The sequence below is a fragment of the Rossellomorea pakistanensis genome, assembly GCF_016908495.1.
GTDB lineage: Bacteria > Bacillota > Bacilli > Bacillales > Bacillaceae_B > Rossellomorea > Rossellomorea pakistanensis.
Map to the genome: position 1 here is coordinate 330,817 of NZ_JAFBDZ010000002.1, position 25,553 is coordinate 356,369.

The following is a 25,553-nucleotide window of genomic DNA, read 5'->3' on the forward strand; positions in this document are numbered from 1 at the left end:
GCCAATATGCTATAATCAAAACTATCAATTAAGAAAATTAAGACAAAGAATGGAAAGATGATCATACATGTATAAAATCGGAGTTGTGGGTCCTAGAGCCTCCGTCGAGCGGATGATTTCTATGGCTGAAGGATTTGGTGAAGAAGTGGAGTTTATTCCTTATCCTTATGCGGAGTTTCAAGAGACTCGTCAAATAGTTTCGCAGCATGACCATGAGGTGAATGTCTGGCTCTTTTCTGGTAAGCTTCCCTATCTGATTGCCAAGGGTGTGTTAGATTCAGATGAACATCTGGTCTATACCCAGCACACGGAGGCGAGTCTTTATAAGTGCTTTTTGCAATTAGCTTTTTACCAGGGGAGCTTTGTGGATGACGTGAGTCTTGATGAGTTGGCCAGTAATGAACTGAAAGAGACGATGGACCAGTTAGATTTTCAAGTAGGAAAAGTATATGTAGAAACCTATAATGTCGATACGTATGCCGATGATTTGTTTCATTTCCATTTTGATTTGTGGAACAGAGGCAAGACAAAAGGGGCGATTACTTGCTTTGAGGGGGTTTATCAAAAATTAAAAACCGCCGGGGTTCCGGTTTATTGGTATACCCCCAGCCAATTAGAAATCCGTCAGACGCTTCGGGTTCTGGCGGAAAAGGTGAGAACCTTTTATTTTAAAGATACTCAAATCGGCGTCACCATTATCGACATCGAATCCTTTGATAAAATTAAGCAAAAGGCGAAAAGGCCATATGATCTTCAGTATTTAGAATTGGATTTGAAAAAGACATTGATAAGACTTTGTGATACGTTAGATGGCTCTTTAATGGAAAAAGGGAATGGTCGTTATGTTATTTTTAGCACAAGAGGTGCGATCGAGCGGGGAATCGGATTGGTGAAGGAAGCTGTGGAGCAAATCGCCCTTCATTCGGAAACTCCCGTCGCAGCCGGTATTGGATATGGAGAAACGGTGTTTTCTGCAGAGGTGAATGCATTAAGGGCCATTCAACATGCTAAAGAAAAATCAGGCGGGGAGATCATCATCGTTCAAGAGGATGGAACGGTCGTTGAATCAGCAGGGGACGAAGAAGAGTTGGTCTACTCGAACCACATGAACGACGAGGAAGTTCTCAATCGACTTAAAAAAGCAAATGTAAGCTTTAAGGCATATAATAAAATGATTGCCTTGGTTAAAACAAGGGGATGGACGAGCTTTACTACTGGGGATCTTGCTGCTCACCTCGGGCTGGAAGAACGAAATACCCGCAGGATTGTGGCTTCATTAAGTGAGGTTGGCTTATTGAAGTATATTGGCGAAAAGTCCTTATCGTCACGAGGTCGACCAAGTAAAATGTATCGATTAGGTTATCCAATATAATCCATAAACGAAAAGCATCATCGCAGGTGGCGGTGATGCTTTCATTATTTTTTTAAAAATTGTTTGAAAAAAGAGAATTGTTTAAATATAATTAAGGGTAATTATCCTTAATGAACCCGAATAGTAGGGGTGATGGTTATTTATTCGCTTTATCACTAATCATGGGGAGGGTTTATGTTTAAAGGGTGTAAGTCATCATTTTTAAGAAGAATATGCTAAAAGGGGTGTAGTGTATGGATCATATGGGGGTGCTGTCTTTAATTCCTCCTATCATTGCCATTGTGATGGCGCTTTGTACAAGGAATGTCATTATTTCATTATTTCTAGGTTTATTTTCAGGTATTTTAATTTTGTCGCATTATAATCCATTAGACTCAGTGAAAACGGTGATTGGCGATTATTTCTTTGTCCAAATCACGGATAGCTATAACGCAGGAATTTTAGTGTTGTTAGTATTTATCGGAGGTTTTGTAGCCCTTTTGGAAAAATCGGGGGGAGCAGCTGCTTTTGCGTCTAAGATTGCAAGTGTCATCAAGAACAGGGTTCAGACTCAACTGGCCGCCTGGCTAGGTGGAATAGCGATTTTTTTCTCTGAGCTTGGTACACCACTAATTATTGGTCCCGTATTCGAACCGATTTTTGACAAAGCTAAGGTATCAAGGGAAAAGTTGGCTTGGATTATTGACTCAACGGCTTCACCTGTTTCTGTTATGATTCCTTTTATTGGCTGGGGTGTGTATATAATCGGACTCATCAATACAGAGTACGGTCGTTTGGATATAACGGAATCAGGATGGGATACGTTTATCCATTCCATTCCTTATTATATTTATCCAGTTTTGGCTGTCCTAATCGTTCCTTTAATCGTGATCACGAAGCTCGACTTTGGACCAATGGCAAAAGCGGAAAGACGTATTAGGGAAACAGGGCAAATCTATTGGCCTGATTCTAAACCAATGCGTAAATCGGAAGCGTTCAAGGAAATCAAGGAGACAAGTAGTAAGCCGATTCTAGTTTGGCTTCCCATTCTAGTGCTAATCGTCACCATTGTCGGTTTGTTAATTCCACTTGGATTTCCATTTAAAAAAATTGATGGAAATGATTTTCGGGTGGCTTTAACGACAGCGTATTTATTTGCAGGGTTGTCCATCATTATTTTAATGACTCTATACAAAGTGAAGAAAATAGCTGAGGCGTTTGAAATTTATTTTTCCGGTATGAAAAGAATGATGGATATTCTCATTATATTGGTCCTTGCATGGTCGCTTGGAACAGCCCTCGACAAGATGGGGACAGCGAAATATATTGTTCAAATAATGGACGGGAATATTCCTTTATTCCTGATCCCAGCGATTATATTTGTCGTAGGTGCTTGTATGTCATTTGCTAGCGGAACTTCCTGGGGAACGTTTGCGATTATGCTCCCTTTAGCGATTCCTTTAGCTTTCCATCTAGATGTATCCATGTACGCCTGCATTGGGGCGGTTATTTCAGGAGGGATTTTTGGTGATCATTGTTCACCCATCTCTGATACAACGATTTTATCTTCAACCGGTGCTGGCTCTGATCATAAAGATCATAATAAAACGCAGGTTCCCTATGCATTATTTAATGGGGCCATCACCATCATTGCCTTAGTAGTTGGAGGGTTAGTGGGTTACGAATCGGCTATATTTATCGCGGTGATCCTAATGGTTATCGGAGTTATTCTTTTCGCCAAAATCTACAATCGAAGGACTCCATTATATGATAAAAACCATTCAGCTTAAAGTATATTTGTTTAGAGGGGGATTATAGTTGTGAAGCTTTGGGGCGGGCGTTTTCGAAAGGAAGAAAATAAATTAATGGAGAGCTTTAACAGCTCATTAGCTATTGATAAAAGATTAGTCTATGAAGACATAACGGGTAGTCTTGCCCATATTAAAATGCTGGTGGGGAGTGAAATTCTTACTGAAACGGAAGGGAATAAAATCAGTGAAGGATTACATTCGATTTTATCCGATATTGAAAATGAAGATCTGTTAATAGACGGTGATTATGAAGATATTCATAGTTTTGTAGAGGCAAATTTGATTGAGATAATCGGCGAAACTGGGAAGAAACTTCATACGGCAAGAAGTAGAAATGATCAAGTGGCTGTAGATATGCGCTTATATGCGAAGAAAAAATCGGCTGAAGTGGTGGAAGCCATTGAATTCCTTCAGAATAGTTTAAAAATGAAAGCAGATGAAAATCCGGTTATGATGCCGGGGTATACCCATTTACAAAGAGCTCAAGTGGTTACGTTCAAGCATCATCTGATGGCCTATTATGAAATGGTTGATCGCGATAAAAGACGAATCAAGAACGCTATGTCGATATTGGATGAAAGTCCACTTGGCTGCGGAGCTTTAGCTGGTACAACCCATACGATTAATCGAGGTATGACTGCTAAAGCATTGGACTTTGAAAAACCAGTTAACAACCTCTTAGATGGAGTCAGTGATCGCGATTATTTACTGGAATTAATGTCGTGCTTTTCCATCATCATGATGCATCTTAGCAGGCTGAGTGAAGAGCTTATTCTCTGGAGCAGTCAAGAGTTTAACTTTATCGAAATCGATGATGCTTATTCTACCGGCAGCAGCATCATGCCTCAAAAGAGAAACCCAGATTCTGCAGAATTAATCAGAGGAAAAACCGGCCGTGTATACGGTTCATTAATTTCGTTATTAACGACGATGAAAGGTTTGCCATTAGCTTATAACAAAGATATGCAAGAAGACAAAGAACCGTTTTTTGATTCATTGGATACGACATTGTCTTGCCTGGAAATGATGTCCGAAATCATTGCTACCTTGAAAGTGAACAAAGGAAACATGAAAAAGGCCGTAAAAAAAGGATTTTTAAATGCAACAGACTTAGCCGATTATCTTGTGAAAAAAGGCGTACCATTTAGGGATGCACATGGCGTAGTCGGCGAAATCGTCATTTATTGTGAGGACAATGAAAAAGGGATAGAGGATTTATCGTTAGAAGAATTAACGTCTTTTAGTGCGGTTATTGATGAAGATATTTATGAGTATATTGATTACCAAAATAGCTTGAATAGGGGTATTAAAAAATTGTTGGTAACGTAATTTTTTTAGTCTGTTAATAATTTCTTTAGAAAAGACTCATCACCTCTTTTTGATGGGTCTTTTTCCTTTGTTTGTCTCTTTTACGATTCATACGGAATTACAGTCATTTACTATAGCAACATTCTTAATTTACTTATCTCGATGATTACTACTTTTTAGTATTCTAAAAAAACTATGTAGATGTGGTTCAACTGAGTGACTTTATCTACAAGTTATCTGCTTTCAAGTGTTAAGACCATTCACGATCAACCCAGCAAAAGGATTATCGCAGAAAATGGATATGCCGACCTTGTTTTGCTGGACGAAAAGCTAAATGTCCGTGATGTATGGGCAAGTGGAATTCGGTTTGTGAAGGATTATGAAGTGATTAATAAAGGGATGTTTGAATAAGGGCTTTGAAAAGGAGGTGATTTAAAGATAGAGGGGAAGTCGAATAAGTCGATTTTTCGGCTATTGGATGCCCTATTACTTGTTAATGAAAACTGCTATGTCAACATTCTTGAATTTCAGTTTTTCATGCTTTTCGGACAGCCCCTTTCTGATCAACCTATAAAATCAATACTATCTAAGGTGGTTAGCTACCGCTCGAATTTTGTCGAAGGTTGTTAGGTTAATAGAACAGTTGTTCAAGTTAAAATAGAGGTGCAACTGAATATTGTGAGGGTGGTTGGTTGTCAGTCTTCTTTCTGTTAAGGAGCAGGGGTAACAAACATTTTTTACACTCAAAACCAATCCTAAAAGTATGGCAACGATTTTAGACTCCCTTCCAGAGGACCAATCCAAAATAATGCGTGAGCTTTGTGAAAATCCGCCAAAAGCCAACATTGATGCTCTCTTATCGGATGGCAAAGAATCAGCCTATTTCGGTGGAATGAAGGTTGTATTTACTCCTGGACACACTCCTGGGTATATCAGCCTTTATTTGAAGAAAAGTAGAGTTCTTATTGCTGGCGATTCCTTCTTTCGGGAGAACATAGAAGCAACTTGATTGTTCCTAATGATAGTTTTACACTTTCTCCTACTTATTAGCATGTGCTAAATTTGAAATCAAGTGTGTTTCCAAGTCACTTTCGTGCATGAATTTTGATTCCCGTGCATTTCAAAATCATTCTTGTGCATAAAATCAAAAAGTTGTGCATTACCACATTCATTAGAGCCCCCAGCTTCCATTCAGCGGTCTTCCCGCCAGGAATCCTACCGATCAGTAAATAAAAAGCCACTCAAGATTGGCTCTTAAGTGGCGGTTGTTATAACAAATGATTAGTTGGTAGCAAAGTCTTTTACTAGTGCTTTTTCAACGGTCATGTAGTCGTAACCAAGGTCTTTTGCAACGGTTTCATAGGTGATTTCACCGTTTGCTACGTTGACACCTAGTTTTAGTGCTTCATTTTCAGAAATGGCTTTGAGTACGCCTTTGTTTGCAATTTGCAACGCGTAAGGAACGGTTACGTTTGTTAGAGCGATTGTCGATGTTCTTGGAACGGCTCCAGGCATGTTGGCAACAGAGTAGTGAACAACGCCGTGTTTTTCAAATGTTGGATGATCATGACTTGTCACATGGTCGCATGTTTCAACAACTCCACCTTGATCGATCGCAACGTCTACGATAACAGAGCCAGGCTTCATGGTTTGGACCATTTCTTCTGTCACAAGCTTAGGAGCTTTAGCACCTGGAATTAATACCGCACCGATTAATAGATCTGCTTCTTTCACCGCTTTGGCGATATTTAATGGGTTCGACATTAATGTTTTGATTTGATTACCGAAAATATCATCTAATTGGCGTAAACGGTCAGCGTTTAAGTCGATGATGGTGACGTCAGCGCCTAAGCCGATAGCCATTTTCGCTGCGTTTGTTCCGACGACACCGCCGCCGATAATCGTTACTTTACCGCGGCTTACACCAGGGACACCTGCAAGGAGGATCCCTTGACCGCCGTTTGTTTTTTGTAAGAATTGAGCACCGATTTGAGCAGCCATACGACCAGCCACTTCACTCATTGGAGTAAGAAGTGGAAGAGTGCGGTTTACCTCAACGGTTTCGTATGCGATGGAGATAACGCCTTTATCTTTAAGAGCTTGTGCTAAAGCAGGCTCAGCTGCTAGATGTAAGTAAGTGAATAAGATTAACCCTTCACGGAAGTATTCGTACTCCTTTGCAAGTGGCTCTTTTACTTTCATAATCATTTCAGCTTGAGCCCATACATCTGAAGCGCTTTCAATTATTTCAGCGCCAGCATTTAGATAATCTTCATTCGTAAAGCCGCTTCCAAGTCCTGCATTTTTTTCTACTACTACTTTATGGCCAGCGTTTAAGAATGATACTACCCCAGCAGGAGTAAGGGCAACGCGATTTTCATTATTTTTAATTTCACCAGGTACACCTATAATCATATCGTGAATTCCTCCTATACATTTTGTAACTTTTGTCACTTCAGTATATAAGGTTTTTTTCCCTTTTTCTTTGTTAATAAAGGAGAAAGTTTTCACGAGTTTTTGTTATTTTTCACAAAACGTTTATCCTTCCTTAAACTTTCTAAGCTTGAGGTCAAGGTAGAGCGTCATCTTTTGATTGGGATCCTTCAAATTAATCTCCCCAATTTCACTGATCCGTTTAAGTCGGTAATTCAGCGTGTTCATATGAACATTCAAGGCTTTTGCTGCTTCTTTCACATTGTTGTCCTTATTTAGAAAAACATCAAGAGATTCGATGAGATTGCTGTTATGCTTGTCATCATATTCTAGAAGCTTTTTTAGGGCATGGTTTTCGTAGTCGTCATTTGTTCGTTTTTCCAAAAGGACATCGATGAATTGATAAATACCTAGATTTTGATAACCATGAATCTCTTTTATTTCAGAAGGGAACTTTTCTTTCATCGATAACACAGTTCGTGCTTCCCGGTACGCCTTCTCCACTTTTTGATAGTCACTGTATATACTGCTATACGCTGGTTTAATGGACTTTACTCCAAATCTCTCTTCCATCTTCTGGACAAAAGTCTCTGCAAAATCATTTAATTTGTTTAAAGGCTGCTCGATCTGATGAAGGGAAATTAGTAAAATCAAGTATTGATGGTTAATCGTATAAAGAGCAATCTTCAAGCTTTGATTCGTTTGTAAAAGGTAGGAAGCCTGCTTTTCTTCTTCGTTTATGATATCTTCTTCGAACTGAAGTACCGTAACAGCAAAAGAAGAAGCGGGCGGGATTTGAAAATTATGGAAATTGTCCATGATTTCTTTATTGGACTGGAAATGACCGGTAAGCAGCTTCCAGAAGAATTCTTGAAAATGTTCTTCTTTTTTATTTTTTCTGGCTTGGTGTTGTAAAAGTTTATTCTTAGCTGCATCAGCTGCTTGCTTTAATAAAACTAAATCTTTCTCATTCAAGGGTTTCTCCACTTCTAAAGCCCAAATGAAGCCTAACACCTCTTCTTTTTGCCAGATAGAAACCGCAACTCTTCTCCCTAAACCGATTTTGTCCAAGGTTTTGACACGAATGGGCTCACGACTTTTTAAAAGAGCGGGGATGACTCCTTCTATCCAAAGGTTGTTAATGACCTTTTCCGGAACACGGCGTCCGATAATAGTCGAGATTCTCGCTGGGTCTGTTCTTTCATCATGTGTGCTGTAAGCGATTAACCGATGGTTTGCATCTTCTATTGTAATGGGACATTGAAGAACCTCGCTTACGAAATCAGCGAATTCATCTAAACTATCAAAATTTAACTTGAAAGGATCCTTCTCCATATACGCCATTTAAAATCCCTCTTTATCTATATAATTGATTTATTGATATTCTTATGAGCGTTGTGATGAGATGATTTATACAAATCAACAAAATTATAACGTAATAAGTCACCATATGGGAGTAGACTTCTTGTTACCATAAAAGCTTTCTCCTTCTTTCTCTAACTTACTATAAAAATAAGGTGTATTTCCAATATGTTTTCCAGCTTGAATAGGTCCATGAGGATCTTTTATTATCGGCTAACTACAATGATTGCGTGGATGTTATTACATAGGCTGTTTCTAGCTCATGAATAACAATAATCTAATTATCGGGGGAAATGCCAAATGTATCGATTATCGCTAAATTTGTGTACAGGTCACTGGAAAATAGATCGAAAAGGCCGACTTCTAATCGTCCATTTTCTTTAAAATATATGGGCTTTATAAAGTGGGCTATATCCCTTATAATCATTAATAGTTGATATTGATAATCATTATTAATTATGAGGTGGGGGAGAAACTATTGCTCAAAATGAAAAATGAAGCGGAATTTATTGTTACGGATGGGGAGGCAGTGGAATGTTTTACATTTCGCCTAGTTGACTATGATCAAGATTCAGACATGCTTTATGAATGGATGCACCAAGAACATATTGCCCCGTTTTGGAAGCTCGATCTGCCTAGACCTGAATTCCAAACATGGTTACATAAATCAATCGAAGCGGAACATAAGGATGTTTATATTGGTACATTTAATGGAACCCCTGTTTGTTATCTGATTGCTTACTCGGTCCATGACGATCCGATTCGGGAGTATTACAATGTTCAAAAAGGTGATTTAGGAATGCACTTGTTAATCGGATCACGCTCATTTCTAAATAAAGAAGATGGTCTTTCCATCATAAGAGCGATGATTATCTTCTTATTTGATCAGTATGGGGCAAACCGGATCATTGGAGAACCGGATATCCGCAACCGAATTGTCATCCCGATTTTGAAAAAATTAGGTGGGAAAGTGGTAGGCAGGATCGACTTACAGCAAAAGAAGGCGTCCTTAATCATTGGAGAGAGACAAGCCGTTGAGGAAAAACTAAAAGAAAACAATATTCAGGTAGAAATGGTGAACAGAATGACAGAACTTAGGAATGAATTGGTCTGATGGCGGTAAAAACAGCGGTCAACCCGCAAGTAATTCAATTACTTGAGTCCATTAGTGAAAAAATGGTTGAACTAAACCATCCACCTTTAGATGTTCTGACACCAGAGCAATCAAGGGAGTTTTATCAAATTGCAAGAAGTTATTTCACACCGATTCAGGTCAGCGGTGTAACCGTTGAAAATACGTCGATCCCTTCTACAAATGGCCATGTATTACCGATACGAATTTACACTCCTTTAGGTGAAGGGCCATTCCCGGTACTCATCTATTTTCATGGAGGGGGCTGGGTGTTTGGGGATTTGGATAGTGCGGATAATGTCTGCCGGTATTTCTCAAATAAGGCTGGTATCGTCGTCATTTCCGTTGGTTATCGCTTGGCTCCTGAACATAAGTATCCAGCTGCCTTTCTTGATGCAGTCGAGTCCGTAAAATGGACATTTGAAAACATAAAAAAATGGAATGGGGACCTGACACGGATTGCCGTTGGAGGGGAAAGCTCTGGTGGAAACCTAGCAGCCGCAGCAGCTATTTTTTTCAAAGATGATGAAAAATTCAAGCTGTCCCATCAATTCCTGATTACCCCCGTAATGGATTACAGCTTTGACACACTATCCTACAAGGCAAATTACAAGTTCAATCTGACGAATGAGAAGATGAAATGGTTTTGGGGCCACTACTTGAACGATTCCTCAGAAGGCTTAGAACCATTCGCTTCACCTCTTAAGGTTTCATGTGCAAAACACTTACCAACGACTTTACTCGTTACAGCTGAATTTGACCCTCTTAGAGAAGAAGGTTTAACGTTTGGCAAGCGATTAAAAGAAGCGGGCGTGGACGTGGAACTATTGCATTATGATGATCTGGTCCATAGTTTCATCAATATGATTGGAACGGTAGATGGAGCGAAACGAGCACTAGAAGAAATGACAATGAAATTTCGGGAATTGCTGCATAACTGAAATAAGAATAGCTCGCTTTAATCGAATAAGTTAAAAATTTAGGGGCTGTCCCATAAAGGGTTTGGAACTATTTTACTTATCCATATATATAAGTTTATAGTACCTGGCACCTTGTTAGAGTCAGCCCTGCTTATTAAAAAGGTTTAAAAGGAATTTACCCCTACAATAACCCTCGAACTGCGAATTTTCTCCAATCTCCTGTAAGATCCAGTGTAAAAATAGGTCATTCCTTGTTGCTATTTTTTTTCTAAGTGGTATGGTGAGTATGATAAATGGAAAGTGAAAAAGTATGTACAATCCTTAACACTTCAACTAAGAGTTCAATGGAGGATTTAAAAATGAATCAAGAAAATGTCAGAATAGAAAAAGACTTTTTAGGAGAAAAACCGGTGCCTGATCAGGCGTACTACGGTATTCAAACAATACGTGCGGTTGAGAACTTTCCTATTACGGGATATCGCATCGACAAAGAGCTGATTCGGGCTCTTGCTATTGTAAAGAAAGCTGCAGCGCTTGCTAATATGGACGTAAGTCGACTTTATTCAGGGCTTGGGAAGGTGATTATTCAAGCAGCAGACGAAATTATTGATGGTGACTACCATGACCAGTTTATCGTTGATCCCATCCAAGGCGGGGCAGGAACATCCATTAATATGAACGCTAATGAGGTTATCGCTAATCGTGGGCTTGAGATTCTTGGGAAGGAAAAAGGCGATTACTTCAGCCTAAGCCCAAACACTCACGTTAACATGTCACAATCGACAAACGATGTGTTTCCAACGGCCATTCATATCTCAACGCTTACCCATCTTGAAATTTTACTAGAAACGATGCAGCATATGCTTGATACGTTCCGTCAAAAAGCACAGGAATTTGATTCTGTTATTAAAATGGGGCGGACTCATTTACAAGACGCTGTTCCGATTCGACTAGGGCAAGAGTTTGAAGCCTACAGTCGTGTGCTAGAGCGTGATATGAAACGAATTGGTCAATCTCGTCAACATCTTTATGAAGTAAACATGGGAGCAACAGCGGTTGGTACAGGTTTAAATGCGAACCCTAAATATATCAAACGTGTCGTTGAACACTTAGCGGAAATTAGCGGCTTCCCATTAGTCGGGGCGGATCATCTTGTTGATGCGACACAAAATACAGATGCGTATACTGAGGTTTCGGCGGCTCTTAAAGTATGCATGATGAATATGTCCAAAATCGCTAATGACTTACGTTTAATGGCCTCTGGTCCTCGAGCAGGTTTAAATGAAATTAACATGCCAGCACGCCAGCCAGGCTCATCGATCATGCCGGGGAAAGTAAACCCTGTCATGGCAGAGCTTATTAACCAAGTAGCATTCCAAGTAATCGGAAATGATAATACCATCTGCCTTGCCTCAGAGGCTGGACAGCTTGAATTAAATGTTATGGAACCCGTCCTTATTTTTAACCTGCTTCAATCGATAAGCATTATGAATAACGCCTTCCGTTCATTCATAGATCATTGTTTGGCCGGGATTGAAGCAAATGAAGAGAGACTAAAGAAATATGTAGAAGAAAGCGTGGGACTGATTACAGCCGTTAATCCGCATCTTGGTTATGAGCCTGCCGCTCGTATTGCTCGGGAAGCCATTTTAACGGGAAAATCAGTAAGGGAACTTTGCTTAAAATATGATGTCTTAACGGAAGAAGAATTAAATCGTATTTTAGATCCATATGAAATGACCCATCCTGGGATAGCTGGAGAGGAACTAATAGGAGATTAAAAAAACTCCCTTTGCCTGTATTTAAGGTAAAGGGAGTTTTTTTAACTACTTTTTCTAAAAAGAGGAGAGGAAGGAAGATAAAGCGGAAAAGTTAATCCAATAAATTAGGTACGATAATCGACTCCGATCAAGGCCAAAACCTGGTAGGAAGGCATTAGAACGGTCCTTCATGAGGTCGAAGAAAAATTGGTGAAAGGTCGTTCATAAAGCCGATGAAGGCCCAAACCACTTGGAAAAGCAGGGGAAAGGTCGTTCATGAAGTCGATGAAGGCCTAAACCAGTTAGGAAAGCATTCGAAAGTTCCTTCACATATCCGATGAAAGACAAAAACCCTTTAATAACTTGTGAATGAGTCAGTTATTTTTCCTTTTTTTCCCCCTCGAGTGAACCCTTTACCATAGAGGAGAAGTTTTATCTTTTTAATCAAACGTTTGATTAACGATCATTGTAGCAAAATTAGCTTTTTCGCCACTTTATTTTTAATAATAACCTTGTCTTAATAGGATGTTCTGCATTACATATTTTTACATTCATTTAAAATACTCCTTATACCCATACTAAAACAAAGATATAGTTTTCTTACAGGGGTAGTAGATTCATGGATTGTCGTTCTATTTTTTTCTATTAAGAAAGGTGACTGGAGAAACTGGGAGAAATACTATCCTACAATGCTATACATATCTTTATTAACCTTTCTTTATGAGTTTATATCTCATAGTCATTTCCATTTGTGGGAACTTGAAGAAGGTCCTTTTTTTAATCTGATGAATGTTCATTTTGTACACAATCTTATCATTAACCCTCTTATAGCGATGCTTTTTTTGTCAAATTACCCAAGTGGTTTTAAAAGGCAAATGATCTATACACTAAAATGGATGTTTCTTTTTTTGTTAGTAGAGTGGGCCTGTGAACATTTTGGTCTCATTTCTTATCATAATGGATGGCATTTTGGATGGTCATTTTTATTTGTCATGATCATGTTTCCTATGGTAAGGCTTCATCATGTTCACAAACTTTGGGCATTAATTCTGTCAGTCATTTGTGCTGTGTTCTACTTAATTGTTTTTGACTATTTATAGAAGAAAAAACACTTGAACCTATGTGCGATCGGATCTACTCCTTTTTATTAATAGCTTGTATAGTGATACGGACAAACATCATTAGAAAAAAGGTACTTATAAATGTGTGTAGCCATGTCCATGTATGGTATTCAATTAAATCAGTATACCGCTCAAAAAAGACTTCAATCATAGTTAAAAGGGATGTGTAGAATAGACATTTTAAAACCATATAGAGATAGCTGGACTGATATGTTGATTGATAAAAGTAAATACAAACAACTGGAAATAGGAGATACTCATAAAGAAAGCTTGATGTGTAATATTTACTTAAAAATCTTATAGGATACTCGAGCATTTTCTCTTCGACAACAAGGACACCAAGGAATGTTGAGGAATAAGAGGTCAACAAGAAAATTAAAATCCAATTTTTGATGGGTGGTTTTCTTAAACTAAAAATCAATAGGACGATCCCAACGATAAGCAGGAACCACAAAATTAGTCTTTCCATAGATCTATGACCCTCTATCTATAATTTTCTACATGAATAATTTTCCCTTCAAAAATGAAATAATCTTCCTTTAACCCGCATTAGGACGGGGCTATACTTGTTTAAAGTTTTTCATTGTAATATGTAATATCCTTCAAAAACTCTATTACTATAAGGTCTTTCGATCATTAGATTCTGGGGGCTGCTCCATCCACTTTTTCTTAATCATCGTTTTACTAAAGCTAGCAAGAAGCATTAAATCTTCCATAATGGCCTTTTCACAACCCATCGCAATATCCGCTCTTAAACAAGCTACAGCTGCTGTTCCATAATAAGATACTGCAACAGCCACAAGGAATCCTGAATGAAATAACATCAGTTTATCGGAAAATGGCGCAATTTTGGAATTCGTAATTTCTGATTCAAGTGAACGAGGAGAATGAAGATCTTCATTAAGTAACAGGTTAGAGAACTTTCCAATATGCTTGTTTGCAGCATTTATACACTTCTGAAGAACTTGATTAACCTCTTTGTCGTTCCCTACTTGTTGAAAAGCGATGAAAGTTCCTTTTGCTACCATACTTTTTTGTAAGTTAAAAAAAATATTGCCACATTCGATTGAATTCAATGCTCTAGGTTTCCCTAGAACATCCGTAATATATTGAAATTTATTAATAAATTGTACATCGTCAGGATTCGTATACAGCGGTGGTTTTTCATAAAGTTTTTTCGATAATAGAACTTCTATCGATTTGTTATAGAGATTCATCGTATCGATATTACATTGATAATAAAAATCTCTAATTTCCTGACGAATAGAACAACTAAAAGCGAGGCTATATGCTTGTGCCCCGTGCATGGACAATGTATGAATATATTGAATACAGAATTTGTCTGTAAATAATGGAGGTGCCTCTAAATTAACATCCTCATCAGAAAACCCTTTAGGAATGGGGAAAGCTTCCTTGATAAAAAGGTCCCTCAATCGTTTTACATGATTTTGCGAAAACTCAAGAGCCTTTACAAAAATTTTATGGACTTCAGGGTCTTCAATAATTTTTAACATGTACTTGGTGACACAAATTTGCATGGTCTCACGAGTGTAATGGACCCATAAGTTTGAAATTTCCGGTGATGTTAATCGATGGTTATCTAAGTGCATAGTACAGCTCCTATTTTAAAAATGGATATATTTCTTATATTCACCAGTTTTCCTGAAAGTATTAATTAACTAAGTGAAATTAAATGGTAGATTCTATTATTAATTCTTCGGTTAATTGAAGTAATCCAAAACATAAAAGGCTGAAGATTTCTTTTTGATTGTTGAGTATTATAAGGTCATCCTTATATACAAAAGAATGGCGCCCTTTTCTGGAATATTTACAACTTAGCTGGACTTTAAATCACTAACAATAGAGACATATGATAGTAAAAAAGTTAGAATTATATGTACATGCTTTTGCTGGGGTAAGACAGAGTTGCTGTCATATTCCATTAAGTAAATGAAAATAGAAACGATGAGTCAAGAGAAATATAGAATGTACAAAAAGTACGTTTAGTTTTACGGTGAATAAATCCTACGAGCAATATGAAGTGGTAACGCGTGTTGAGTGATAAAAGAGTACTTTATGAACGATCGCCGAGAGTCTATTGATAAAGGAAGTCGATTATATAAATGTATAAAATTGGATTAGTCGGTCTAAAAACTTCTATAGAACAAATCATAGAGCTTGCAGAAGAATATAAATATAAGTTGGAATTTATCTCTTTTCCCTATGTAACAACCGACGAAATAAAGAAAATGGTAGAGGAAAATAATTCTTATGTACATGCCTGGCTTTTTTCTGGTCCAATTCCTTATGAAATAGCGAAAAAAACTATAGGTACAGATAAAATCATGGTCCATGCTCCTGCTACAGAATCAGGTTTTTATCATTCCCTATTAGAGATGATCTATGAACAAGGAAAAATTATTAAGGAGCTAAGTATTGATGCGATGTCACTAAATGCAATGTCCTCCATCAATATCGTCGAAGAAGCTGTACCACAGCTGAATATAAAACCCTTAAAGATTCATACGAAAGTGTTTGAGGCAGATGTTGATCTGAATGACTTGTTACATTTTCATCTGAACTTATGGAATGAGGGAAAAACAGAAGGGGCTTTTTCTTGTTTCCCATCCGTGTGTGAAGCATTAAGGGAAAAAGGAGTTCCAGCTTATCGGATGTCAATCAGTAAGATGGAAATTCAACAAACGCTTCGGATTCTTTATGAAAAAGTTAAGGCCTCCTACTTTAAAGATACACAAATTGGAGTCGAAATCATTGAAGTTGAATATTTTAACAGAGTAGCAGAGGAAATGAAAACCCCTTATCACTTACAATACTTAGAACTTCGGCTAAAAGAAATGCTGATACAACTTTGTCAAAAAATAAATGGTTCTTTTTCAGAGAAAGGAAACGGGATCTACATGATTTTTAGTTCCCGCGGCGCCATTGAACAAGAAATTAATACACTTGAAGATACCATCCAAAATTTAGCTTTTGAAGCTGGTACACCCGTCGCTGTTGGAATTGGTTTTGGTGAGACTGCCTATTCGGCGGAAACCAATGCTTTTCGTGCTATTCAACATTCAAAAGAGATGAAGAAGCGAGAAATTGTAATTGTTCAAGATGATGGGAAGATTGTTGAATCGCCAGGCAAACAAAAAGAGCTACACTATACCAGCCGTACCTATAATGAACGGCTTCTCGAAAAGCTGAAAAAAGGGAATATCGGTGTGAAAACGTATAAAAAGATAGTAGCTCTTATTCGAAGAATGGGATGGCGCGAATTTACCACAAAGGAATTAGCGACACATCTTGAAATGACAGAGCGTAATGTTCGGCGCATTGTTGCGAGTATGTGCGAAGTTGAATTGGCACAATGCGTTGGCGAAAAGGCACACCCCACCCGTGGGAGGCCTAGTAAAATTTATAGATTGTTATAAGTACCCAGATTAGGGTGCTTTTTTTTATTCATTTCTGTTAAAAGGGGTCCGGAATCACTATGAACGACTATGTTTTGCGGGTCCTTCTATATATAGGTTGTAGTTCCTGACACCTTGGTTTGGGGACAACCCTATTAAATTTAGCCGGGTGATTTTCTAATTCGATTATTCAGAAATTTGTTGAAATTTAAGCTGTGAAATATTATACTCCATTTAAGGAATTTTTTCCTTAATATAACCTAAAAAGAGTTGGGTATATAATTTGTTTGAAAAAAAGGGAGTTGTGAAGGGTGTCTCAAATGACGATAATTCATCATTTAATCAAGGCTTCTAGAGAGGAAGTGATTGGATGGCGGAGATATTTTCATCAGTATCCAGAGCTGTCTTATCAGGAAGAAAATACAGCACAATTTGTTTATGAAATGCTTCAAACATTTGGTGATTTAGAAATTACACGTCCAACAAAAACGAGTGTGATGGCTCGTTTAATTGGTCCTAAGCCTGGGAAGGTGATAGCATTGCGAGCAGATATGGATGCGCTTCCAATTGAAGAGGAGAATGACTTTGATTTTGTGTCACAGAACCCAGGTGTCATGCATGCTTGCGGACACGACGGGCATACGGCGATGCTGCTTGGCGCAGCTAAACTGTTAACTCAATTAAAAGAACACATTAAAGGGGAAATTCGATTTCTTTTTCAACACGCTGAAGAGTTATTTCCAGGTGGTGCACAAGAAATGGTGAAAGCTGGTGTATTGGATGGGGTGGATCATGTTATTGGGATTCATCTATGCTCGCCTATTGAGATTGGGAAAATGGCGATTTGTCATGGACCGGCTACCTCAGGGTCTGATACATTTGACCTTCGCATTCAAGGAAAGGGCGGCCATTCTTCTGAGCCTCATGCAACGGTTGATCCAATTGCAGTTGGATCACAAGTCATTAACAACCTTCAGCATATCGTTTCAAGAAATCTTGATCCGCTCGATAAGCTAGTAGTATCCGTGACGAAGTTTCATAGTGGAACCGCTTACAATGTGATTCCTGATATCGCAACCATAAGCGGGTCTGTACGAAGCCTTAATCCGGAACTCCGTCAACAGATTCCAAGTTTAATTGAAAAGATTGTTAAAGGGGTTACGGAAGCCCATGATGCCTCATTCGAATTTGATTATCATTTTGGCTACAGCTCCGTTGTAAATGACGATTATGTAAGAGAAGTAATCGAGGAAACCATCATTGATGTATGGGGAAAAGATACTTTGCTGAAGCTACCGGCGCTTATGAACGGCGAAGACTTTTCCGCATTTTCAGACATAGTGCCAAGTTGTTTCATCTTTGTTGGGGCTGGAAATCAGAAAAAGGGAATGATCTACCCACACCATCACCCGCGTTTTTCCATTGATGAAGATGCATTAGAAAGGGGTGTCGAATTGTTTGTTCAAACCTCTTTCAGATTACTGGCGGAGTCGGAAAATAAATAAAAATGTAATTTATTTCTAACCAAAAAAATAGGAAGGCAAAGGGGTGTGAAAAAAATGATCCATGAACCTGTCGTAGCAGCAGTGATTATCTTGGCATTAATCGCTGTAGGTGAAATGATTTCTGTATTTACAAGAGCAAGGGTTTCTATGTTCCTTGTTGCCATAATAGGTTATCTATTGTTAATTTGGACGGGTATTCTACCACAGGATCTAATCGGAGATTCTAAATTTATTGAGGTTGGTATTGTATTAGGAACAGCACCAATCATTATTCACATGGGCACGTTGATTCCTTTGAAAGCTATTCGTAGTCAATGGAAGGCCGTGACCATTTCTTTAATAGGAATTATCTTTGGTGCTGGTCTCATTCTACTTTTGATTACAATGGTATATAACTATAAAATCGCTGTTGCTGGAGCTGGGCCACTTACTGGAGGAATGATCGCTTTTCTTGTAACCTCTGAAGGGCTAAAAGAAGTGGGATTAACAAGTCTGGTAACCATATCTGCTTTAATACTATCATTGCAATCACTGTTTGGTATGCCTCTTTCCGCAAATTTGTTACGTCGTTATGCATTAAAGTTTCGGAATGCAGGAGATGCCGGAACCTATACAGCTTCCACGCTGGAAGTAGGTGTAGAAAAAGTTTTCGATACAGAAAAAGTAGCGGGGAAAAATTCCACATGGATTCCGGAAAAATATCAAACCAAGCTTGTTCTTCTTTTCCAGCTATTTATTGGTGGGGCCATTGCCGTGGTATTAGATCAACTTACTGGTATACCATATAGTCTGTGGGCGTTAGCTCTCGGGATTGGTGGGAGATTGATTGGTTTTTATCCAGACCGTGTTATGGAACGTGCTAACGCTTTCACAGTCGGGATGGCTGGACTCGTCATTATGATTATTGCCACCATGAATGAAACTACATTCAGTATGTTTATTGGTTATCTTCCTGAAACATTCTTAATAATATTTATCGGAATATTAGGGATTTTAATGGGCGGATTCATAGGTTCAAAATTGTTTAAATGGGATCCTTTAAAAGGTCTTCCTGTCGCACTGACAGCTACAGTGGGGTTCCCTGGTGATTACCTTATTTGTAAAGAAATCAGTAGAAGCGTCGGCAGGAATAAAGAAGAAGAAGAAAGGATATTAAATGAAATATTAACCCCAATTTTAGTCGGTGGATTTACAACTGTAACAGCGGGATCCGTCGTAATTGCGAGCATCTTAATCAAAACTTTGTAGACGTTTTGTTACAAAGCCTCTGTGTCAAGTCCTTAACCGCTTTCTACGCATACATGTACACAAAGAGAAAGGGTGCATTCTATCTACCTTTTGAATACTTTAGATTTTTAAGAATAACACAACAGCCGTGGGTATGGTTGGGACCTGAAAGGCTGAAGCAATAGTTTTATCAGGTAAATAAGCCTAGCATACCCGCCCCTCTACGTAAATTCCTATCTTTTTGTAAGTTGAAAACGGGTTCTGATAATGTTGAGAATATTGATAAATAAAAAAACAGGTGTGAAATCACATTGATTTCACACCTGTTTTTTGCCGCTAAAAGTATTACATATAATATCTGATGTTGTTTAAGGGTGGGATGATCTATTACAAGTTTTTCTGTTTTATAATTACTTTTTTCTAAGATCTCAGCATCTTCATTGACAAAGCTTTTAATGAGGAATAAAATTCAAGTATTCAATAAACTAGTTGAATAGATTGATGGTGAATGTTGCATGACAAATGAACGAAATTTAAAAGATTTATTATATCAAGAGTTTGCAAGAATCGGGAAAAGCCTTTCTAGCCCGAAAAGATTAGAAATTCTTGACCTATTATCTCAAGGTCCAAAGTCTGTAGAAGCTTTATCAAAAGGAACGTCTATGTCTGTTGCGAATGTATCCCAACATTTGCAAACACTTTCTAATTCTAGATTAGTAAGGTTTAAGAAGAAGGGGAATTACGTCATATACGAGCTTGCAGATGAGGCGATTTTGGGCTTTTTAGGTTCTTTGCACACTTTATCAGAAAAACAGTTTGTACAGGTTCAGCAAATTAAACAAGAGTTCTTAAATAATAAATTTGAGGTGGATGGGGTTTCCCTTCCAGAACTTAAAGATCGAATGGAGAAAGGTGAAGTTTTATTAATAGATGTGCGACCGAAGGAAGAATATGAAGAAGCTCATATACCTGGTGCTGTTTCTATGCCGATTGAAGAATTAAAAGAGAAACTTTCTTCTTTACCAACCGATAATGATGTCGTTGCCTATTGTAGAGGCCCTTACTGTTTAATGGCGGTAGAAGCTGTAGAACTTTTAAGGTCCAGAGGGGTTAAGGCATTTCGTTTAGAAGAAGGTGTTCATGATTGGAAACAGTTCATGGACCAACTTACCTAATGGAATGTGGTAAAAATCAAGATCATTAGGCGAACATCTTCATGTCCAATTTTTACAATGTTAGATTGGTATTGCATGTAGAATGGGCTGACTAGATGTTTTATAGACTGTAGACGAATTTTTAAGAAGAAGGTGTAGGCAAATGTCTAGTAATGCGTATGATTTGGCCCAGAATGATGTAGATTCTTCAGAAAAACAAAAAATGTTATATAAACGCACATTATGGATTGTATGTATTTCACAAATTTTTGGTGGGGCAGGGTTAGCTGCTGGAATTACGGTGGGGGCACTTCTAGCACAGCAAATGCTTGGAACAAATGCATTTGCAGGACTTCCAGCTGCTTTATTTACTTTAGGCTCTGCGGGAACGGCTTTAATTGTAGGGAGACTTTCACAGCGTTATGGACGTCGAACCGGGCTCACGACTGGTTTTATAACAGGAGGACTTGGAGCCATCGGTGTGGTGATTGCCGCTGTAACCAATAGTATTTTCCTCTTATTTGCTTCCTTATTTATTTATGGTGCCGGTACAGCGACAAATTTACAGGTCCGTTATGCAGGAACGGACTTGGCGAATAAAAAACAACGAGCGACTGCTATTAGTATTACGATGGTTTCGACAACGTTTGGTGCCGTTGCAGGTCCCAACTTAGTAGGGGTAATGGGCAATTTTGCTCTTTCTCTTGGCGTTCCAGCACTTGCAGGTCCTTTTATTTTATCTGCAGCAGCCTTTATCTTAGCCGGTCTTGTACTTTACGTATTCCTTCGTCCAGACCCTTTACTTATAGCCAAGACGATAGACTCATATAAAAAAGAGCATTTGGCAACGGATGATCCAATAAGAAATAAAAGGGGCGTGGCGGTCGGTGCCACAGTGATGGTCGTTTCTCAAATTGTGATGGTGGCCATTATGACCATGACCCCTGTGCATATGGAACATCATGGGCATGACCTAAGTGAAGTCGGTCTCGTGATTGGTTTTCATATAGGGTCCATGTACCTTCCTTCACTCGTGACAGGAGTTCTTGTCGATAAAATTGGTCGAACTGCGATGACAGTTGCTTCTGGAGCTACCCTTTTACTAGCGGGTGTAATAGCAGCGATGGCTCCAAGTGATTCTATGATTCTCCTAGTCATTGCGCTTTCTTTACTTGGATTGGGATGGAATTTTGGTTTGATAAGCGGGACTGCTCAGATTGTGGATTCAACGGAATCCTCCACACGTGCTAAAACTCAAGGCTCAGTGGATGTTTTTATTGCACTTGCTGGTGCTTCTGGTGGAGCGATGTCTGGGATGGTGGTAGCGAATTCAAGCTATGCCACCTTATCCTTAGCTGGGGGAATTTTATCCTTATTCCTCATTCCTGTCGTGGTATGGTTTCGTAGGGATAAAAAAATGAAGGAAATAGAAAATGAATAGTAAGATCCTTTATCGTCTATAAAATACCTTACTTTAAAAAACCGTTTTCGACGGTAGTCAAAAACGGTTTTTTATATTTTCTAAAATAAGGCTTGTCATTCATCTTGTGCCCAACCATTTTCCATCCCAGTGTACATCTTTATTTTTGGATTATGGTTGCCTTGGCACTTAAAATTGATACGGAATGCGTCAGACAAATAGCAAGGTTATCTTCATTTCGGAATAGTTCAACAAACTAAATTACTTGTGAGGCTCAGCAGGATGAACAATGGTGTTCAATAATCCCCCAATGATTATAATCATCGCAGATAGATAAAACCAAAGCATTAATACGATAATACTTCCTAACTGACCATAAAGGACGGAATAATTACTCTTGCTTACATAAGAGGCAAACCATAATGAAACCATTTGCCAACCTATAGTTGAGAAAATAGCTCCTGGTAAGACGTTTGCCACTCTAAGCTTGACATTAGGGGCGAAAAAGTAGAGACCTATAAAAAAGAGAACGATAAACAAGGACCCGATTCCCCACTGAATAAAAATCCACAGGTCTTGAAACCTCTCAATAGAGAAAACTCCCTCTAGGTAATGCCTCACCACTCTTTCAAAAACAGGAATAACAACCGAAAATAGAATGGCAATCATAAAACCGATTGTAAGTAGCAAACCTTCTATCAATTGCTTTAGAAAGTTTTCTTTCGCTTGAAAAGCATAGGCATCATTGAGAATGCGCTTAATGCATTGAAATCCCATAGAAGAGAGCCATAGGGTAATGATTAAACTAAACGACAGAAGATCCTTTTTTTGCTTCACTAATGTATAGGACAAGGTATTTTCTATCAACTTATACGTCCCTTCAGGAGCAAAAGGCCTGACCAGATCTAATATATATTCTTCCTGGAGAGGCAAATAAGGAATCAGGGAATAGATGACTAATAGAAACGGAAAGATCGACATTAGAAAATAATAAGCCATTTGAGCAGAGAGATCGTACACCCTGAATTTGAAAAAACGGTAGCCTAATTGGTGAAGGATAGAAAGGATATTCATCATCAATACTCCTTGTCTGGATTAGTCGCAACTATACTTGTCCTGTATTATTCTTACTCTCTACATTGGTTAATATAGAACAAAGATTATTTAAAAATGAGCATACCGGCGTTTAGCTATATTTTGAATAGCGAAATACTGTTTGCTGGCGGTATCCATATAAATAGAATACCCTTATTTTAAAGAGTCAAAATTCTATTTATCATTCTGAGTGAGGAACAACGATAAAGAAATTCAAATAAAAAAGCCTAATTTCTCGCTTGAAATTGAGAGGAATTAGGCTTTAATTCTTATTAGAGTGTTACTTGCACTACAAGTGGATTACAGATACGAAAGTTGTCCATTCAATTCACGAAAATTGGTTGACGATCCTTACATATTTTCCATGATAGTTCTCCCATTCTCCTTTTGGAAAGTCCATCTGTTGACCTTCCAGTAAAGCACTAAACATATCAAGACATACATGCCATCCGGCAAGATCTACAGAAGTATGGTCACTCAGGCTAGGAATAAATTCTTTTAATACTAATAAACAATCATCGTCTTTAGGAAAAAGCTCGAATCGAACCCAACCTTCTCCCCATTCGAATTGCAAGTATGCCATTTCTTTAAAGTCCATAATCGCAATATCAAAAGATTTCCCTGTCCCATCGTTCATATTGAACTTAATTGTTCCTCCTTCTCGCAGGTCTACAACTTGAAGGTTAGACATCCATTTTTCCAAATTACCATTTTCCGTTAAAGTCACCCAAACGTTTTCAACGGAATGATGTAATGGCCGATTATATGTAGCGATATAGCCACCTTTAACCATTTCTACTACTGCTAGCATAAAATTCCTCCTCCTCATCCAATAATAGTTCTGGCTCTAACTTGTCCGTCTTCTGCGAATTCTCGTATTTATATCCTTATATTACTGGGTGGTAGTGGAAAAGTCGAATTAATATGGTGCAGTGAAAAACGCAAAGGGAAAATGATGATAGGAAAGGGGCTCTTTGATGACATGAAAAACCGCGAAAGGGAAAATGATGATAAGCAAAGTTCTCTTTGGTGACATGAAAAACCGTGAAGGGGAAAATGATGAAAAGCAAAGCTCTCTTTGGTGACATGAAAAACCGTGAAAGGGAAAATGATGAAAAGCAAAGCCCTCTTTGGTGACATGAAAAACCGTGAAAGGGAAAATGATGATAAGAAAGGGGATCTTTGGTGACATGAAAAACCACGAAAGGGAAAATGATGAAAAGCAAAGCCCTCTTTGGTGACATGAAAAACCGTGAAGGGGAAAATGATGATAAGAAAAGAGCTCCATAATGCCGTGGAAAATTAAGAACCCTTCTGTATTAAAGCAGCTTTTCAATTTTTTGTTTTAAAGAGTAATAATAATGAAATTAGGGTAAAACATCGTTATTTTGCAGATAATACCTTTACTATTACTTAATGGAGGTAACTATGGAATCCGAACATAACATTAAATTGAGCGCTACAGAGATTTCACAGCTCTGGTCGGCTTATATGAATAGTAGTATGAGTAAGTGCCTATTTACCTACTTTTTAGAAACTGTAGAAGATACACAAATCCGTCTATTATTAGAACAAAGTTTAGAGCTTGCTGATACCCATCTAGTAAAGCTAACAAAGATGTTTCAAAGGGAAGGTTATCCTCTGCCATATGGATTTAAGGTAGAAGAAGATGTTAATAAGGCTGCCCCAAGATTGTTTTCTGATAGTTTTATTTTGTATTTCGTCTATAACATGGGAATCATTGCTTTTAATTTTTACTCCCTTTCCAAGACATTGACGGCCCGCTCAGATATTAATACCTACTTTTCTGAATGTGTTTTGGAGCTTAATCAGTTCGATACGGAGGCAAAAAACCTTTTGTTATCGAAAGGTTTATACATTCGTTCTCCCTACTTAAATCCACCAAAAGAGGCTAGTTTCGTTAAGAGTCAAAAATTTATGGCAGGGTGGTTTAGTGAAAAAAGACCATTATCTGCTATTGAAATCACAAATGTTTTTGCTAATTTACAGAGAAATGCATTAGGGGAAGCTACTATGATGGGGTTTAGCCAGGGGGCTCAATCCAAAGAAGTAGGTAGATTTATGGTAAGGGGAAGAGATATTGCCCATAAGCATACAGAAATATTTAGCTCGATATTAGGCAAAGATCATTTACCGGTACCTATGAGTTGGGACACAGAAATTACCGATTCTAGGGTTTCTCCTTTTTCTGATAAACTGATGATGTTTTCTACTACTTCTTTAATTGCTCTCAGTATAGGATTTTATGGAACAAGTGCTTCAACTAGTGCTAGAAAAGACTTGTCCCTTCATTTTGTCAGGTTATCTGCTGAACTTGGCAAATACGCAGAAGATGGAGCAACTATTATGATCAATAACGGTTGGCTTGAGGAACCGCCACTTTCCGAGGATCGTGATAAATTAGCAAATACTTAATTTTAGCGATTTTCAGGGAAAAAAAGCAAAAAAAACAGCTGTATAAGTGAATTTTATGGGGAATAGAAGGTAAGGGCTGTCTGTCTTAGAATTCATCAATAA

The 25,553-nt window shown here is 38.2% G+C and carries 21 protein-coding genes; 15 read left to right on the plus strand and 6 right to left on the minus strand.

The genetic code is table 11. The features are described 5' to 3' along the window. Window positions 1-67 precede the first annotated feature (67 nt). The 5 genes from JOC86_RS09395 (at window position 68) to JOC86_RS09415 (ending at window position 5,479) form a co-directional block, all read left to right on the plus strand. The gene (locus JOC86_RS09395) at window positions 68-1,372 is read left to right on the plus strand and encodes a helix-turn-helix domain-containing protein (RefSeq protein ID WP_205171209.1); all 1,305 of its coding nucleotides are present in this window, start codon (window positions 68-70) and stop codon (window positions 1,370-1,372) included. Between the two features lie 233 nt (window positions 1,373-1,605). After that, window positions 1,606-3,141 carry a Na+/H+ antiporter NhaC family protein gene (locus JOC86_RS09400; RefSeq protein ID WP_205171212.1) on the plus strand — a complete coding sequence of 512 codons (1,536 nt, stop codon included), beginning with the start codon at window positions 1,606-1,608 and terminating at the stop codon, window positions 3,139-3,141. Window positions 3,142-3,171: 30 nt separating this feature from the next. Next, window positions 3,172-4,491: an argininosuccinate lyase gene (gene argH / locus JOC86_RS09405; protein WP_205171215.1), complete on the plus strand. Its 1,320-nt coding sequence runs from the start codon at window positions 3,172-3,174 to the stop codon at window positions 4,489-4,491. A 195-nt stretch (window positions 4,492-4,686) separates the two neighbouring features. Continuing rightward, window positions 4,687-4,881, plus strand: a complete 195-nt coding sequence (locus JOC86_RS09410) for a hypothetical protein (protein WP_239587502.1) — start codon at window positions 4,687-4,689, stop codon at window positions 4,879-4,881. 352 nt (window positions 4,882-5,233) lie between these two features. Continuing rightward, a complete protein-coding gene (locus JOC86_RS09415; protein ID WP_205171218.1) occupies window positions 5,234-5,479 on the plus strand; it encodes an MBL fold metallo-hydrolase in 246 nt (81 codons plus the stop codon). Window positions 5,480-5,751: 272 nt separating this feature from the next. On the opposite strand, the gene ald is transcribed toward JOC86_RS09415, so the two are convergent. Beyond that, window positions 5,752-6,885, minus strand: coding sequence for an alanine dehydrogenase (gene ald / locus JOC86_RS09420; RefSeq protein ID WP_205171222.1), 1,134 nt, complete (start codon window positions 6,883-6,885; stop codon window positions 5,752-5,754). Window positions 6,886-7,008: 123 nt separating this feature from the next. Continuing rightward, window positions 7,009-8,238 carry a PucR family transcriptional regulator gene (locus JOC86_RS09425; protein WP_205173467.1) on the minus strand — a complete coding sequence of 410 codons (1,230 nt, stop codon included), beginning with the start codon at window positions 8,236-8,238 and terminating at the stop codon, window positions 7,009-7,011. Between the two features lie 514 nt (window positions 8,239-8,752). Here JOC86_RS09425 and JOC86_RS09430 point away from each other — a divergent pair. The 4 genes from JOC86_RS09430 (at window position 8,753) to JOC86_RS09445 (ending at window position 13,177) form a co-directional block, all read left to right on the plus strand. Then, complete coding sequence (locus JOC86_RS09430) at window positions 8,753-9,379, plus strand: GNAT family N-acetyltransferase (protein ID WP_205173468.1); 627 nt, start codon at window positions 8,753-8,755, stop codon at window positions 9,377-9,379. Continuing rightward, complete coding sequence (locus JOC86_RS09435) at window positions 9,379-10,338, plus strand: alpha/beta hydrolase (RefSeq protein WP_205171224.1); 960 nt, start codon at window positions 9,379-9,381, stop codon at window positions 10,336-10,338. The genes JOC86_RS09430 and JOC86_RS09435 overlap by 1 nt, the downstream gene beginning before the upstream one ends. A gap of 323 nt (window positions 10,339-10,661) precedes the next feature. Then, entirely contained in the window at window positions 10,662-12,098 is a 1,437-nt protein-coding gene (gene aspA / locus JOC86_RS09440) for an aspartate ammonia-lyase (RefSeq protein ID WP_205173469.1), read from the plus strand. Between the two features lie 623 nt (window positions 12,099-12,721). Continuing rightward, complete coding sequence (locus JOC86_RS09445) at window positions 12,722-13,177, plus strand: CBO0543 family protein (RefSeq protein WP_338021751.1); 456 nt, start codon at window positions 12,722-12,724, stop codon at window positions 13,175-13,177. Between the two features lie 34 nt (window positions 13,178-13,211). Here JOC86_RS09445 and JOC86_RS25150 read toward each other — a convergent pair whose 3' ends face one another. Further along, window positions 13,212-13,667, minus strand: a complete 456-nt coding sequence (locus JOC86_RS25150; protein ID WP_338021742.1) for a CBO0543 family protein — start codon at window positions 13,665-13,667, stop codon at window positions 13,212-13,214. 148 nt (window positions 13,668-13,815) lie between these two features. Next, window positions 13,816-14,808: a DUF3231 family protein gene (locus JOC86_RS09450; RefSeq protein ID WP_205171226.1), complete on the minus strand. Its 993-nt coding sequence runs from the start codon at window positions 14,806-14,808 to the stop codon at window positions 13,816-13,818. A 513-nt stretch (window positions 14,809-15,321) separates the two neighbouring features. On the opposite strand from JOC86_RS09450, the gene JOC86_RS09455 reads away from it, so the two are divergent. From JOC86_RS09455 to JOC86_RS09475, 5 genes are all read left to right on the plus strand, one after another. After that, the gene (locus JOC86_RS09455; protein WP_205171228.1) at window positions 15,322-16,635 is read left to right on the plus strand and encodes a helix-turn-helix domain-containing protein; all 1,314 of its coding nucleotides are present in this window, start codon (window positions 15,322-15,324) and stop codon (window positions 16,633-16,635) included. A gap of 299 nt (window positions 16,636-16,934) precedes the next feature. Next, complete coding sequence (locus tag JOC86_RS09460; protein WP_239587504.1) at window positions 16,935-18,119, plus strand: amidohydrolase; 1,185 nt, start codon at window positions 16,935-16,937, stop codon at window positions 18,117-18,119. Window positions 18,120-18,173: 54 nt separating this feature from the next. Then, the gene (locus JOC86_RS09465) at window positions 18,174-19,367 is read left to right on the plus strand and encodes a hypothetical protein (protein ID WP_239587505.1); all 1,194 of its coding nucleotides are present in this window, start codon (window positions 18,174-18,176) and stop codon (window positions 19,365-19,367) included. Between the two features lie 494 nt (window positions 19,368-19,861). Further along, window positions 19,862-20,521: an ArsR/SmtB family transcription factor gene (locus JOC86_RS09470; RefSeq protein WP_205171240.1), complete on the plus strand. Its 660-nt coding sequence runs from the start codon at window positions 19,862-19,864 to the stop codon at window positions 20,519-20,521. A 142-nt stretch (window positions 20,522-20,663) separates the two neighbouring features. Next, the gene (locus tag JOC86_RS09475) at window positions 20,664-21,941 is read left to right on the plus strand and encodes an MFS transporter (protein WP_205171242.1); all 1,278 of its coding nucleotides are present in this window, start codon (window positions 20,664-20,666) and stop codon (window positions 21,939-21,941) included. 240 nt (window positions 21,942-22,181) lie between these two features. On the opposite strand, the gene JOC86_RS09480 is transcribed toward JOC86_RS09475, so the two are convergent. Then, a complete protein-coding gene (locus JOC86_RS09480; RefSeq protein ID WP_205171245.1) occupies window positions 22,182-22,994 on the minus strand; it encodes a YihY/virulence factor BrkB family protein in 813 nt (270 codons plus the stop codon). Window positions 22,995-23,343: 349 nt separating this feature from the next. Next, window positions 23,344-23,826: an SRPBCC family protein gene (locus JOC86_RS09485; RefSeq protein ID WP_205171248.1), complete on the minus strand. Its 483-nt coding sequence runs from the start codon at window positions 23,824-23,826 to the stop codon at window positions 23,344-23,346. Between the two features lie 617 nt (window positions 23,827-24,443). Between JOC86_RS09485 and JOC86_RS09490 the strand changes: the two genes are divergently transcribed. Next, window positions 24,444-25,451, plus strand: a complete 1,008-nt coding sequence (locus JOC86_RS09490; RefSeq protein ID WP_205171251.1) for a DUF3231 family protein — start codon at window positions 24,444-24,446, stop codon at window positions 25,449-25,451. The last annotated feature ends 102 nt before the right edge of the window (window positions 25,452-25,553 follow it).